Below are 14,641 nucleotides of genomic sequence, written 5' to 3'. Positions count from 1 at the left end.
TCCTCCTTTAATCTCCGTAGGCATACCAAGTGTATGCGCCACCGCTTAGTTGTGCAGGCAACAAGAATCCAGAATCATTAATGTATGCGTCATTGGTTGCTGTAACAGTACCGGGACGTTCATATACTCTTATAGGTCCCCGTAACACATCTATACCAATTCCATATGCACTGCTACCCGCGGCAATCGTTCGGTAATACCCAAATTCAGTATAATTGTCTGTATTTTTTGTAAGTAATATGGACCGGGGCCTGAATGAGATTCCAGAAACCTGAACGTATCTACCACTAGCGGTATTACCAGCACTGTCTGTGAAGTTTCTGAAAGTACTCGTTGTCGATGTAGTCGTACCGCTAGCGAACTTTTTACCTGTGTTTATTGATTGAATTTTAGTTGCAAGCGTTGCCCATGTATCAGATGTGGATGCACTACCTCCCATAGCGTTAATGGCATCCACGACGCCTTGCTTTGCATTAACGCCAGACTGAAAAAGCTCATTGATAGCGGCGACTGCATTTCCTTTAACGGTTGTTTGCAAATCCGCCAACGTGCCTACCTGTCCGGTTACCGTATCCAGCCTAGCTATATCTGCCGCTGCGCTTGGAGTAGCGATCTGAGCTCTACCAGAAGCGTCTCGAATAATCAGGCGATTAGCTGTTGCTGCACTTACAGCTCCATGAACTGATGTGCCAGACGTATGTGTGGCAAGAGAGTCATTCACCGTCTTAATCGCTTTCGGTGTGGCCGCCTGGTCCTCGATATCCAATCCAGTAGCGCTGGAGAGCTGTACAATCCCTTTTTCAGTCAATGAAGCATCCTGAGGCGCAGGGATATTGTTCAGTCGCTCGTCAAGATCCTCTATGTTGTCTCGGAATGTATCATGATCGTAAGCCGTGAAATACCTTGCCAGTTTAGTTCCGGCAACCCACGATTTAGCCACGCCCTCAAACCCTCGTGTTACGCCTGTAATCTCGTTTCCGCTCTTTCCGGTGTAAAGTATCGTTTCAGCAGATTCATCCGTCCCTAGCGTCAGTTGGTTCGGTGCAGGAGGCAAAACAGATCCATCCAATACTGTAAAGCTGGTTTGTGTGTCATTGATTGCAGCAGCCAATTCGGTTTGCCTGCTATTGGCCGCTGCTGGGTACATGCTTCCAAGCAAAGGTCATTCCTCCTTAATTCAAACGGATTTCAACTTGGCTTGCCAAAAATTTAAATATGTCGTTACTCAGAATACTGCGAGGTGACTCCAGCTCACCGAAGTAATATAAATTCCCGCCAGTTGCTGCATCCCGCAAAGCGAAGTGCGTAACCACGCCCCAATCGCCTGAAGCCACATCAAAGGCGACATCTGCGGAAGACTTAATGACCATCTTCTGAATATCGCTCAGGGCTCCGGTTTTAGGGTGGTATTCTCTAACAGTCGCCTGAGCCGGTGCGTCAAATAAAATATCTTTCCGCGCATATGCGCCCCCGCTCACTTCCTGCCCTGTGTCATTCCATGTCGGGTTAGATGTATACAAAGCCACGTACAGTTTCTCAGGAAACACAAATTGTTCGCCGCGAGCTGTGGCGTTAAGGATTTTGTTTGCTAAATATTTGCCGATATTCGCCAAGATGTTCACCCCTCTAATAAATATTCATTCTGAAGCCTGAAACTTTGAATCGTATTGGAGCCTGTGTTAGTTAGAACAATTACAGGACTGGCACGTTCGTCCCCCAATGACACAACTTTTATAGTCTCAGGTGAATTAACGATTGTCTCCTCCAGCATGTTTTCATCACTTTCCGGAAAAGGATGTTCTCCCATCTTGATCGGGATTGTCAGTTCTCCATCAAAAAGAATCTTTTCAATATCAAGAGTGCCAGCATATCTTCCGATGTATCTCCTTCCTGGTAAATCATCGAAAGTGAATACGATATCCCCTTTTTTTGCATTAAAAAGAGCCGCCACTTGGGCGACTCTTCTTTGATAGTCAAGGGTAGTATCATCAGCCATGACGATACACTCTAGGTTAATTAATCTTGGACCATAGGTGCTACCAAAATCGATCTCTCCATCCCGTCCTGCAATTTCGAGACTGTAGTCCCTCGTTGGCGGCAAAACCGGGATGTTGTGTTTTTTTAAACCAAGACCAATTGATCGGAAAGACTTACCGTCCGCTGTAGCGTCAATCATCAGCCTTTACCTCCCCTTGCCTGCATCCTCCGCATCAAATTATCGCGTTCACTCCAGAAGACCTTCGCAGCCGATTCGTCCGCGATATAAGTATCTCCTGATTTAATTACGAATTGATTACTGGTTCTCTCCGGATTTACTCCGTTTGAACCTTGAGGAACTGAGAATTCAGGCATTGTGAAGTCTAGTCTGTGCATTCGTAGGTTTAGGAGATTAAACAACGAATCCTGTTGTCGGTCATTGAGGATAGCTTCTCCAGCGTGTGCGATTACTGGTACCGCTGCCCCACGAGGACCTTTGACTACTCCCCCTTCACTAAAATGTTGGAGTTTACCTGTATCTTTATCGATTCCATATTTCTTACGAATGGCATCGTTTTGTTCTTGAAGGAGTCGCATGGTTTCAGCATCGCCACGAGCTTTAGCTGCATCCCAAGCATCCTTATTAGCGTTATAGGTGTAAAGATCAATTTCCTTTTGATATGCAGAGTCCTTCGAAGCGGTTCCTGGAGCCAAAGCTCCCCCAGAGACATCAGTCACTCCAAGTGAAGCACTTGCTGCAGCAATCTGATCAAGACGGCTCTGATATTCCAAAACAAATGCATCAAGCATTCCCAGTATCGTTTCGTTTTTCTCGCTCTCCTTCAAAATCTGAATGTTTTTCAAATTCTCAGCAGACAGCTCAGTATTCGAAGAAAATTCATCAAAAGCGGAAGAAAGATTATCATAATGAGATTTAGCATCTTGGATTTTATCGTCAAAATCCTTTTCGCGAGTTGTTTTTTCCTCTTGCAACGCCGTTTTCTGATCTTCAAGCGCTTGTTTCGCAAGCTTACGCCCGTGTTCACGATCCATATCCTCAATATCCTTCTGAACCTGTTTCCGCTCTTCAATACCTTCTGGTCCAACAGCGGACTGAAGTTTTTCCAGACGTGCTACTTTCTCCGCACGTAATCTCTCATAGTCATCCTGATCGTTACTTCGCTCCATGGCTTGAATCAGATCATCAATGGCTTTGATTTTGGCCTCTTGAGCCGAGGTGAAAGCATCCTTCTCTGCCTGGATACGTTTAATCTCCTCATCTCTCGCATTGTCCAGTAACTTTTTCTGCTTGGTTACCGATTCGGATACAGCTTTGGTCATTTCGTCCATGAGTTTTTTCTTTAGATCGTAGACCTTCTCATCTGCATCCATCCGTTGATCGCTTCCTACCAGGTAAGAAGCTTGAAGTTTCATATACTCGGCAAGTTCTTGTTCGGTAGTCATTTCACCGATCGCCTTCAAGTGATTAATTCGTTTCTCAGCAGCAGAATAGTACTCCTTATCCAGATCATTACGCTGCTTATATATTTTCTGTTCTAGATCCCATAGCTGTTCAGAAGACATCGTCTTATCAGCTTGCATCTTCAGAAACTCTTGAAGCTCCCACTTCATGATGTCAACTTTTTGAGCACCGGACATTTCCATCTTCGTAGCTTCTTTGTTAATCCACTTTTCCGAGTACTCGTACCTAGACGAAATCAGTTTATTGGAAGTATCTTGATACATTTTCTCTGCTTCAGCTCGTTGTTCTGCTTTTAGAGTGGTATCGTTTCGCATCCTGTTGTAAGCCTCGGCCTGCATTTGATAAATCTCAACCTCAGACTTACCTTGACGTTCCATCTGATCTGTTTGTTTATCAATCCAATTCGTTGAATTTTTAAATTTCAGATCCGTAACCTTGTTCGTCAAGTCATACACTTGTTTAGCTGATTCAACACGCTGTTCCTCAGTTAGGGCAGTATTTTTGAGTTGTCCCTGATAAAACTGAAGTTGCGTCTTGGTCATTTCCATCTCGGAACGGCCTTGTTGACGCATGCGTTCAACACGCGCTTCCATATTGGCCTGTGCGGTATCAAATTGGTCGCTGGCATACTGATCCTTCATGTCTTCTTTCTCGGACTGCACATCCCCAATTTTCTCAGTCAGGCTTCGCCGCTTATTAGTCAACTCATCTGATTTCAGCCCGGATTGTTCGATCATCTGACGCTGCTCCTGCATCAGTTTCTGTATTTCAGTTTTGAGTTTCAATTGAAGCTCGTATTCGGCTTTGTACTCTTGGGAGTCTTTCTTCATGTTCTTCTGCCGTGCTTCCGATTGTTTTAAAGACAACTCTTTGTCAGAGATTTTCATATCTTTGATTCCGAGTTTACTCTCAAGTTCTGAAACATCAATATTATAAAGTTCATCACTAATCCGAAGCAGTTCGCTATCAGCAGTGTTTTTTGCATCCTTTAATTGCTTCTGTGTAGGTTGTGTAGTTGTACTGGACTTTTGTGGAGAATAATCAGCCAATACTTTATCAACATACCCTACATCTCCGTATACATTGCTTTTATAAACTTTCTTGTATTTCTCTGAATACGCGGCCATATCAGCTTTATTGTACCCACCAGACTTTTTGAACCAATCAATAATTCCCGATCCCATGTTGTATCCGCCCAGAGCCATGGCGACATCTCCACCTGATTTCTTCAGTAATTCGGAGAGCATCTTAGTACCTGCGTCAATACTCTGTTTTACTGTCGCATTAGTCATGCCATTAACTTGCATGACATTTGTTACACCCTTGGCTCCAAAAGTTGATTCGCGTTGGATCACAGCAGCGACAAGGTAGGGGTCAACATTAAATTGATTAGCAGCAGCATTAATCTCGGCAGCGTACTTGCCTACATATGCCACTCCGCTAGAGGTCGTTTGCGTACTAGTGGATGTCGGGTAGGCAGTGTCTGTCGAAAGCCCCGGAATACGAGTTGCGCCATTGTACTTTGGTCCCCAATAGCTATTATTTAAATCCGAAACCTTTAATCCGGATTCACCCATCTGAATAAACTTACTGTCTCCCATGTAAATCCCAACGTGAGAGTTGTCCTTACCATTCGTATTAAAGAAGACGAGGTCTCCAACTTGTAAGTTTTTCTTTGATACCGCAGTTCCAGCTTTAGCTTGTTGAGCTGCTGTACGTGGTACCTGTACTCCGATCGTTTCAAACATCTCCTGCACAAACTGAGAACAGTCTGAATATGCTCTTTGTTTGAAGTCATCAAATGAGCCTGTAAATTCACCGCCTATTTGCTTGTATCTCATCACACCGGAGTTAGCCAGGTCGACGGCAGTGGACAACATTCGTGTGATGTCTGAAGAAGGCCCACCGCTTGTCGTAATCTCCGTTTGAGAGGACACGAGTTGAGAGGGATCATTGTATCCTTGTTCGTAAAGTTTCTGCTCCTCCAGCAACGCTTTACGCTTCTCAGCCAGTATATCAAGGTATTCTTTGGATGACTTCGCAACACGCTTCTGCTGGGAATCCAATTTTTCAAGTGCTTTGTTATACCCTTCGATCGCTTTCTGCAATTCCGTCATGATTTCTACGGTTTCTTTGCGAACTTTGTTGTTATCCTCAACCCCAAGCGTATCGTCATTCAGGAGTTTAGTCATAGCCTCAATCTGATCGTTACTCAACTGAAGTTGACCAGCATATTCTTTTATTATTTCATTCAACTGATTTAGCTTATCTCGTTTCTCTTGAGTAATTTCGTTTGATTTCTGCTGAAGAAGATTAGCCATTCCTTGTGTCATTAAGTTCGTTTTCCCAATATCAGCGGCCTTTTTTTCCTCTGACGCTATTCCACTTTCAATCTCTGCAAGTTTTTGTCTAGCTTCCGCAAAACTCGTGATAGCCGAAAACTCAGATCCGTAAATCGAGATACGCCTCATACTTTCCAAAGCAACCGATCTAGTTGCATCTCGTTCGGTTCTTAAATCATCGATGGACTTTTTGATTTTAGCTTGTCTTAACTTCTCGATGATTTGACCCTCAAATATCCATCCATCTGTTGTTTTTCGTATTTGAGAAGCAAGTTCTGGATATTTCATTATCAAATCCGCCACAGAAGATGCACTTAAAGACTGACCCTTGGAGAGTGTATCTGCCACTTGATTTAGTTCGGATACCGAAGAAATACTTGTCTGCACGGACTCTCGTAATATTTTCGTTTGTTCTATTAATTTTTCTTTCAACTCATCTATGGTATCAGATACTTTTCCATTGATTCCTGCTAACGCATCATTCGCCTTGGTTGCTTCTATTGTCTCTAATGACATTTCGCTTAATTGTGAAGTAGTCTCGTTTGAAGATGAATTCAATTCCATTTGTTTTGAAACAAGTGAATTCATTTGTGATTCCAACTCATCTAAAATACGATTTCTATTGAAGCTTGGGCCAATAGTATTGATGCTATTCTTTACACCATCAATTTTCTTTTGAGTTTCCGCTATCGCCTGTTCATTTGCAACTAATTGAGATTCAAAAGACTTTTTTTGATCTTCCAAGTTCTTTTTACGCAAATCTATTTGCTCGCTTGTTCTTCCTTTCAAAATGTCGATTTGCTTTTGAGTTGCCTCTTCGGTGTACCCAGCTGCTTCGAGTTGAGCCACACCCTCTTCTCCGATCGTCATCACGAGTGCTTTGTGTACTTCGTCAAGTTGTCGTGTAGCTTGCTCTTGTTTACTTGAAGACATCGTACCGCTATCTATCATCTGTTTTAGCGAGCTATGCGCTTTCACCATTTTAGGGAGTAAATCAATCTGCCGCTGGTATTGACTAATCATTTGTTGACTAGCAGAATCGCTATCTTTCAAACTCTGTATTCTTTCTCGTTCTGCTTTTTCAGCCTCTCCACTCTTAAATGCAAATATTGCAATTGCCCCTACGAGTAAAGATAATCCAGCAGTTGCTGCGGCCATCGTTATTGTTGCTGTCGCTTGCGCTTTACTCAGGGCACTAGTAGCCACAGTAGCTGCTCCTGTAGCGACTACTTGCGCTTCCCTTGCAGCAGTCTGTTGTACAGTAGAGACGATGACTCCTTCACTGGAAACGATATTGACTGTATTCGCAGCACTGTTTGCAGCCGTAGCCGCTGTACCAGCAACCGTTGTAGCAGCTTCTTTCGCTTTAGCCGCATTTAGCACTTCAATTGCAGCGACTACAGCCATAACAGGGCCGCGCAACGCTTTATACGCAAGTAATAGACCAGTCAAACCCGCAGTTGCAGCATAAATACCTGTTGGTATTTTAGTTAATCCGATCAGGAGTTGATCTATACTGTCTAGTACGTCTTTAATCATCTGACGAAGGCCGTCTTCTCCAGCCGTGTTAAAAATCTCTAGGAGAGATGTCTTGGTCTGTGCAGCCTTCCGCTGGATTGTATCCATCTGAACCGTAAGGTATTGCATTGTAGAGCCTGTAGAACCTACAGATGCAGCCGTACCAAGCAAAATATCCCCTACATTAAGAGAGGCAGCCAGTTTCGCATACTGATAGACACCCCGAGAGATATCCGCATAGGATTGTGTGAGGTCATAGTTTTTGTCTGTCACCTGGATGGACAAATCCAATAGAATATCTTCGGCTTTACGCCATTGTTCAACGCCATCGACAACCTCTTTGGTTTTGACACCAAGACGTTCAATCTCATCCACAGCTTTATCCGTCCGGATTGTACCGAGAACCGTTTTCCACATGTTACCCAAGTTCTCCCCGGATAAGGCTGTATTCCGCACACCGGAGGAGATCAGCCCGTTCATTACGTCAAAGGATACGCCAGTCTCAGCAGCAATCTTACCGGTTCTCTGAAAAGCAGCTCCCAAGTCACGAGCAGGAGCCATCGTATCGTGTGCTACCTTAGACCAGGAATCCAGAACCCGGTTACCGATAACCATGGCTTCATTGGCATTGGTGATATGGACTCCATATTGAGACATTACAGATTCCATGGACTTGGTAGCGTCCTCAAGCTCAACCATGTCCACCGTGGACAACTTGGTAGATTGACGCACAAGCTCTTGAACAACGTTAACATCTTTGTACATCCGGCCCCAGAGACGAGCTGATTCCGTAACATCCAGAATGTTTGATCCAAGTTCATGGGCCGTTTGAATGAAAGCTTTCGTCTCACGGTTGAGCTTTTGTGTATCCATAACCATCTTGTTCGTTCCATCTTCAAAATGAACAAAATAGTGTTCGTTGGTCTGGACGTACCCCGCCATGTTGGATTCAATATCCACCAAGCCCTCTTTCATGGCCTGGGTGACTTCGTGCATCGCTTTGTACATCGTATGGAAGACAACGGCATGTGAAGCCATGTCTCCTATTCTACCAATCCAACTTTTAGAGACAGCATCCATTGTGGACCCCATCCGTTTGGTTTGCTGTTCAGTTTGTGACAAGGCTTGTCTGATCCGTTGTTCCTCTTGTAACACTTTTTCCCTGAGAGCTTCCTCTTGACGTTGTCGCTCAGTCAAGGCCATGCGAATCTTCTGTTCCTCTTGTAGTACGCGCTCTCTAGTCCGGTCATCCGTTCCTGTCCCCGTTGCCTTTGCTGCCTCCTGCCCGGTCTTAACAGAACGATTCTGAAGAATCTGCATCTTTTGTTGATGTTCACGTTCGGATTGCTCAATCTGTTGATTACGCCTTTTGATCAAGGCTTGCTGAGCCTGCATTTTAGCATCAATCAAGCGATTGGTTTGCTCCAACTGTTGAGCCCTCGCACCAAGCAAGGCAGTTTGAGCAAGTTTTTGCTTATGTTGAGCTTCAACTTCAGCGAGTATCTTTTGGCGGCGTTGATCCGCAGTTAAGGCCATCTTATCCATTGCTGATGATATATTCTTGTATGACTTCTCAGCGGATGATAACTCAGCATTCAGCGCCTTGAACGCATCAGCATTACCTTTAGCACCCGTATCAATGTTTTTAAATGATTGTAGCACTGTACCGGTGTCTAATTTTATCCGCGCAGCAACAACATCCCTGTTCGTACCCTCTGCCATATTGCCTCCTTCCTACCTTGGCTGGAAGAAACCAAGATCGGATAAGTATTTTGCTTTCTTCGGCTTTTTATTTTCAACCGAACCGCCATGAAGAGTGATTTCGAATTCACGAGACCGCTGTTTTTCATTCATAAGTGCTCGTATTTTAGGTATGGTCATATTAGGCCACTCTGTATCAGATATTCCGTTGCTGATACAGAGTGCCCATAGACCCATCCAGTCTGTTCCTGGTTGATCTACTTCACCTTCATCCGAATCCTCATCATCGTCATCGTAATCAGGAGGAAAAGACTCCTTATAGAAATCGGTCCAAAACATCATCCAATGCCTGGATGCCCTCCATGTCCACTTGCTCATATTCTTCATCCGTTAGACCCTCAACAAAGATCAGATCGAACGCTTTTTGATACGCCTGCTCAATAGATGGACAATCAATGGCTGGAATATCCTGCTCACCAACTTGCGTTGCTTCAATGGGATCACGTCCAATTACATAACTAAAACGAATACCTTTGAGGTTCTTCGCATGCTGCCGAACTTCCCGGATCAACTTTATTGTCCCGACCTTGATTGTCTTTTGGATACCTTCAGCCAAACGTACGGTGCTGCCAATGTTTAAAGTCTGGTCCAACGTTTTCTCTTCTTGGGTTTCAACTGCTTGTTCAATTTCGCTCATGTTCATTCTCCTTTGAATTGAAATATATTTTTTACCAAAAAAAGAACCCCACCGATTACCGGCAGGGTTGAGTGTGATGGTTTAAATTCCGAACTTGATTGTCATTGCATAACCGTTCGGATTTTCCGGTGTACGATCCGGCTCCATAACTTGCAAATCCATGGTAGACGTATTAGCTTTCTTACGCTCCTGAGAAACGTCAAGCGTACCGCCGCCCAAAGCCTTGAAGATTGTAAGTTGGCATTGAATTTCGCTGTTTGTTTTATCGTCAATCAGTTTAAAACGATGTGTGAATTTGAATGCAGTAGGACGGCGAGTTCCGCTGAAAGAAGTCTCCGTTCCTTGTTCAGTCCAAACATAAGTCACAAGCAGTTCTTTTCCGTTATTTGCAGCCGTTGATTCAATTAATCCTTCTGCAGTAATGGTGTACTGTTGATCTGTAGGTGTTGATGCTACTCGGGTAAGTGGTGTCAACGCATCTGTATCAGGGTCTTTCAGATATATTTCGTCACTATCCTCGACGAGCGTATTACCAAAAGCAAGCTTATAACCACCTGATTTCAGGAATGCTGTCTCTGTTTCATCAAAGGTAATAGACCCTTTCTCTGTTTTACCCCCTTGAGACATATCGGCAATAGCTGCTGAATAACGCGGAACTTCAATACTTACTTTGTCTTGAAGGTCCCCTGCGGTGTAGTGAAAAGCATAACCACTGTCGCCGCCCATAACCGCCTGCCAGTCAAATTGCAGTTGTAACGTAACCTTTGTTACCTTGTCCTCAACGTACTTAATTGTGTTATCCAAATTACGGGCTACGATTGTTCCTACGCCATCAAAAACGAGTGGTCTCATATTTATCCTCCTTGGGTATAAAGTTGATTACACTAGCTCCCAGAGCCGTGCATCAATCTCTTCAATTCTTTTGTATTCCTTCGATTTTTCATATCCTTCAACCGGTTCCTTGCCATCCATCAATCCGAGTTTTTGTGCAAGACGAATCTTTTCTCGAATCAACTTCTCTAGCTCAGGAAATTCTTCCTTAAGTTCCGGCTTGTTATCTGTTACTTCAGTTTGTTTTTCAGACATATCCTCACCTCAATTCATCCGGAGATAGTCCACATCAAATATGGCCTTATATCCTTTGACACCTTGTATTCCAGTTGCAAAATCAGCATCATACGTTAATACGCAGAGGTATGTCGCCCAACCTGGCATCGTAATCCGTTTATCGTGTAAAATACAAAACGCTCTTTCAAACAGCAGCTTCGCGGCATAACCATTCCCAGCATAAAAATCTAAGCAAAACTTTCCTTCGAAGACTAATTGATTCGGAGAAAAGCGCCCTGGCATCACATATTGGCAGATATGAGGAACAGTTTCATGACTTACAGTGATTTCAGGCTCCATTCCCTTCGTTAACCTCTTCACTACCTCCTCGGAAGGTGAAGATGAGTCAAGCTCAAGTAACTCCATGAGTTCGGCATCACCTTTAAGCGCATGCTGAACTGCATCCAACAATTGAAGACTCAATCTCTCACCTCCCTGAAGTAACGATGATATGGAAACTCGGTAATGACACGACTAATCCCGTTTAATATTCGATCACGATTGGATTCAAGAGCTATACGCATAAAATAAGTAGGAGGAGTGGCTTTGAACGAAGGATCAAGATCCCCACGTTCTGCCAACTCCTCCAAATCTACACCTGCGTATCCGCCTTTGGACTTTTTAATTGTGCCATCGATAGCTCTGTAAGTACCTCTACCCCGGCCTACGACTACCCGGCTACCCTTTGATCTCAGCTTGTTCCACGCCTCACTGTTAATGTAGCTGACTAAGCCGGGGTTTTGACTCGGTCCAGCCATAAGTGATCCTTTACCGAACTGTTCCAGCCAGGCTTGCCAGTAATCAGCAGTGATGTCTCCTGAAATCATTTGGTTCGCTAGCACGATCATTTTCATCTCCAACCGCTCACGGACAGCAGGATAGTACCGAATGCCGGTCTTCGCAGTAAGTAATACGATTTTCGTTAGACCTGTGATTTCAACCGCCAACTTGTTTTCCAAGTCTCTTGCTGCACGTTCAGCATCATAACCGGTAATCATCGCCGGTCCTCGCATAACTGAATGTGCAGAAGATTCGGATACTTGATCCGATCTACTACATCCACTTGATATTTCTTTCCAGTAATCAAAATGCGGTCTGGACTCATCAGCGCCGGGTCGCTTGGTTCTCTGACATCCACATTGGTCTGCAAAAGTAGAACCAGTGATGTTGTTGATAAAAGACCAGGTTCTTCTTGCTTGAGCTGCGCAGTGACGTGTTGAGCAAACCCAACAACTTCATCGGCAACAGGTGTAAACTCCGGTTTGCCCTTTGGATTGTCATTCTCATCATATTCCTGCATGTACCGTTGTACTTCCGTGGTAACGTTTGTTTTGATCAAGGAGCAGTATTTGTCTTTGGTTGCGGTGAAACGGAGAGTTTGAACCAAGAGAGTCATGTCATTCTGTACGACATCCCCAGGTAATACAGACGACTTAGGAGCAAAAAGGCCATTGTACATGTACTCTTTACCAAGAACCGTAGTCGCCTTTGTTTCTCTGGACAGAATGACTTTATCCGGTTCCCCATTTACAGTACAGGGAGAATGTCTATGAGCGAAATCTTTAAACATTAGAAACTCCGCCTTTCCTTCTCCTCGTGGGACCAGACAACAAAAATAATGGAGCATCCAAGGTCTCTTGAAAACTTGAGATCAAGCCAATGAACTCATTTGCCTCATCAACCAGTTGTGAGGCACGTCTATCCCAATTGACTGCCTGATTTTCGAAAGAGAAATCGAAATCTTTCATCGTTTTTTTGATTCTCGCAGCCATAGATGGAGCCAGTATAGCAGCAACCATACAAATAGCTGCTGCATATACATAGGCTTGGTCATCTCCAGTCAAATCAGCGTAGTCTGGAACTAACTTTACAATCCGTGCCTCACCAATTGGCAAAACAGAAAAAGCGTCTATGTTGGAGTCGGTTATTACATCTTCACCGATACCTAGACGCCCTCTAATTTCCTCATGATACGTTTCCGTAGTGAGGATCTTATTTGCCATCATTATCACCACCAACCGAATCGATAGCTTTCTTCAACTCGTCGGCATCCATCTTGGTATAGCCTTGGATCTTCAGGTCCTTTGCTGTTGATTTCAGATCTTTCAATACATCGTCCGAATCTCCATCATGCATAACAGATTGCAGTTCGGCAATCTGAGCCAACAGGTCCTCTTCCCGCTTCTTCGATTCGTCCAATTCTTCCTGGAGTTTTTGTTCTCGTTCGGAGGGTGTGTCTGTAGAACCCACATCTCCCACAATAATCTCGGCTAACAACTTTCCGGTTGCCGCATTGCGAACTTGCTTTTTAGCAATCTCAATAAGTCCATCAGGGGCATCTTTTACGATGTCCCCTGCGTTGTATTCCCCAACAGCATCAACCAAAACTTTTACAATCGTCATAGGTCATTCCTCCCTCACGCCACTGTAGCAAAAATGTGCCAGTTGACGTATTTCAAACGTGGCAGCACAGTTGCCCCGTTAATTACTTGCCATTGGTCAGGGTCGCCTTGAATAAGTTTAGCGAGTGCGAATTTTCCTGTGTGACCAGTAAAGATGTCTTCGTAGTTGTTCGGGCTCGTCACTAGGTCCATGATAGAACCTGTCATGCCTTGACCAATGATGATTACAGCGTTGTCAGGGATAAACGGGTAGAACGTTCCTGTATCGTCAATGTATCCACCATCATACACTTCGTATTGAAGACCATTCAGGTTTTGGCTGACGATTTCTGAAAGCGAACCATCCGTTACAATATCTTTGCCGTAAGTGAATTTGATCAGATCGCGGATTTTTTCGTTTTGCTTCAGGTAACTGTCTACTTTTTTATTAGCTACAACTTTAACACCTCTTGCGCCACTCCCCCGGAATCTAAGAAGCCATTCATCAAGATTTTTCAAAGGATCAGCAGTTGCGATATTGTTCCAAAGGACATCAGCTGTAGGCTTGTTATTTGCCGGAACGCCGTAGTCGATTGTCCGAGAAGGTTTATTCGCAGTTGCTGGAACAACAAGGCTGCCTGTAAGTGATTGCCAACGCATCCACTCGAATCGAGTTTCAAGACGTTGGTTGAGATTCACCATTTTTTCAATCATGTATTCTTCGCCCCAAGTTTGCTCAAGGCTCGTGCCCGGCTTACGAAGAGTAGCAATCTTTTCTCGATCAATGATTGCCTTCTCACGCCATTCCTGGTTGGTGAATTCCATTTGTTTCACAACAGGAGCGGCATGGATCGGTGAGGGATCATTGAGTCCAGTAGGTGGAGTCATGCCGGTATCGTCGTAAGTAACGTCATATTTAATTGTCAGCCCGAGTTCTGGTTTGAAATCCACACCATTTGTCAGGATTTGAGCACCTCGAAAACTGTTAATATCTGTCCGAATGTTCTGAACGACTTCCGTAAGGAAGTACGGGTCGAGTACGTTTGCCATTTATGTTGTTCCCCCTTATACAAAGTAGCAAAGCTTCAGCGCTGTTTTAGCCGCTGCATCAATGCCTGTAATTTTAGATTCAGTGAAAATACCAGCAATCCACGCTGAAGCGCCCATATCGGTAAGCGTAGTATCCTGATCATTGTCCAAAATGCAAACAGCGTCTTGCGAACCATCGGATGCTGAAGAGAGATAGGGAACGAATTTATTAGTAGCTGTTACCCTTCCAAGGACAGTACCTTTCTTAATTACTCCGTTCCCTTTTGCAAGCAACACGCCACCAGGAATCCGCGCTTGCAAGTCCGTGGAAGCAAGAACTTCAACAAATTCCTGTGTGTTAATCTGACCAGGTCCCGGAGCACCGTTGTATTGAGATCCAATCATA

General features: G+C 44.2%; 15 protein-coding genes. All 15 read right to left on the bottom strand.

The genetic code is table 11. The annotated features are described in order from the left end of the window. Positions 1-7: 7 nt before the first annotated feature. The 15 genes from D829_RS32345 to D829_RS0106180 all read right to left on the bottom strand — a co-directional run bounded on the left by D829_RS32345 (position 8) and on the right by D829_RS0106180 (position 14,640). Complete coding sequence (locus tag D829_RS32345; protein ID WP_017687999.1) at positions 8-1,159, bottom strand: phage tail protein; 1,152 nt, start codon at positions 1,157-1,159, stop codon at positions 8-10. 13 nt (positions 1,160-1,172) lie between these two features. After that, on the bottom strand, positions 1,173-1,613 hold the full coding sequence (locus D829_RS0106245; protein ID WP_017687998.1) for a hypothetical protein: 441 nt from the start codon (positions 1,611-1,613) through the stop codon (positions 1,173-1,175). A gap of 5 nt (positions 1,614-1,618) precedes the next feature. Beyond that, positions 1,619-2,176 carry a phage tail domain-containing protein gene (locus D829_RS0106240; RefSeq protein ID WP_017687997.1) on the bottom strand — a complete coding sequence of 186 codons (558 nt, stop codon included), beginning with the start codon at positions 2,174-2,176 and terminating at the stop codon, positions 1,619-1,621. After that, positions 2,176-9,042 carry an NlpC/P60 family protein gene (locus tag D829_RS32340; RefSeq protein WP_017687996.1) on the bottom strand — a complete coding sequence of 2,289 codons (6,867 nt, stop codon included), beginning with the start codon at positions 9,040-9,042 and terminating at the stop codon, positions 2,176-2,178. The genes D829_RS0106240 and D829_RS32340 overlap by 1 nt, the downstream gene beginning before the upstream one ends. Positions 9,043-9,054: 12 nt before the next feature. Further along, positions 9,055-9,363: a hypothetical protein gene (locus D829_RS30510; protein ID WP_017687995.1), complete on the bottom strand. Its 309-nt coding sequence runs from the start codon at positions 9,361-9,363 to the stop codon at positions 9,055-9,057. Further along, positions 9,338-9,718: a hypothetical protein gene (locus D829_RS0106225; RefSeq protein ID WP_017687994.1), complete on the bottom strand. Its 381-nt coding sequence runs from the start codon at positions 9,716-9,718 to the stop codon at positions 9,338-9,340. Before D829_RS0106225 ends, D829_RS30510 begins: the two co-directional genes overlap by 26 nt. 81 nt (positions 9,719-9,799) lie before the next feature. Then, complete coding sequence (locus D829_RS0106220; protein WP_017687993.1) at positions 9,800-10,570, bottom strand: hypothetical protein; 771 nt, start codon at positions 10,568-10,570, stop codon at positions 9,800-9,802. 27 nt (positions 10,571-10,597) lie between these two features. Next, complete coding sequence (locus D829_RS0106215) at positions 10,598-10,804, bottom strand: hypothetical protein (protein ID WP_017687992.1); 207 nt, start codon at positions 10,802-10,804, stop codon at positions 10,598-10,600. 9 nt (positions 10,805-10,813) lie between these two features. Further along, positions 10,814-11,248 carry a hypothetical protein gene (locus tag D829_RS0106210; protein WP_017687991.1) on the bottom strand — a complete coding sequence of 145 codons (435 nt, stop codon included), beginning with the start codon at positions 11,246-11,248 and terminating at the stop codon, positions 10,814-10,816. Further along, positions 11,245-11,823, bottom strand: coding sequence for a hypothetical protein (locus D829_RS0106205; RefSeq protein ID WP_017687990.1), 579 nt, complete (start codon positions 11,821-11,823; stop codon positions 11,245-11,247). Before D829_RS0106205 ends, D829_RS0106210 begins: the two co-directional genes overlap by 4 nt. Next, the gene (locus D829_RS0106200; protein ID WP_017687989.1) at positions 11,820-12,395 is read right to left on the bottom strand and encodes a hypothetical protein; all 576 of its coding nucleotides are present in this window, start codon (positions 12,393-12,395) and stop codon (positions 11,820-11,822) included. The genes D829_RS0106205 and D829_RS0106200 overlap by 4 nt, the downstream gene beginning before the upstream one ends. Then, positions 12,388-12,831 carry a hypothetical protein gene (locus tag D829_RS0106195; RefSeq protein WP_026081029.1) on the bottom strand — a complete coding sequence of 148 codons (444 nt, stop codon included), beginning with the start codon at positions 12,829-12,831 and terminating at the stop codon, positions 12,388-12,390. Before D829_RS0106195 ends, D829_RS0106200 begins: the two co-directional genes overlap by 8 nt. Beyond that, positions 12,818-13,228, bottom strand: a complete 411-nt coding sequence (locus D829_RS0106190) for a hypothetical protein (RefSeq protein ID WP_017687987.1) — start codon at positions 13,226-13,228, stop codon at positions 12,818-12,820. The genes D829_RS0106195 and D829_RS0106190 overlap by 14 nt, the downstream gene beginning before the upstream one ends. A gap of 14 nt (positions 13,229-13,242) precedes the next feature. After that, positions 13,243-14,256 (bottom strand): major capsid protein, encoded by a 1,014-nt coding sequence (locus D829_RS0106185; protein ID WP_017687986.1) that lies wholly within the window; start codon positions 14,254-14,256, stop codon positions 13,243-13,245. Between the two features lie 15 nt (positions 14,257-14,271). Beyond that, positions 14,272-14,640, bottom strand: a complete 369-nt coding sequence (locus D829_RS0106180; protein ID WP_017687985.1) for a head decoration protein — start codon at positions 14,638-14,640, stop codon at positions 14,272-14,274. Between the last annotated feature and the right edge of the window lies 1 nt (position 14,641).

Source organism: Paenibacillus sp. PAMC 26794 (genome assembly GCF_000316035.1).
In the GTDB taxonomy this organism is placed as follows: domain Bacteria; phylum Bacillota; class Bacilli; order Paenibacillales; family Paenibacillaceae; genus Paenibacillus.
The sequence above is the reverse complement of the archived record's forward strand: the minus strand, read 5'-3'. Positions and strand labels throughout refer to the sequence as shown.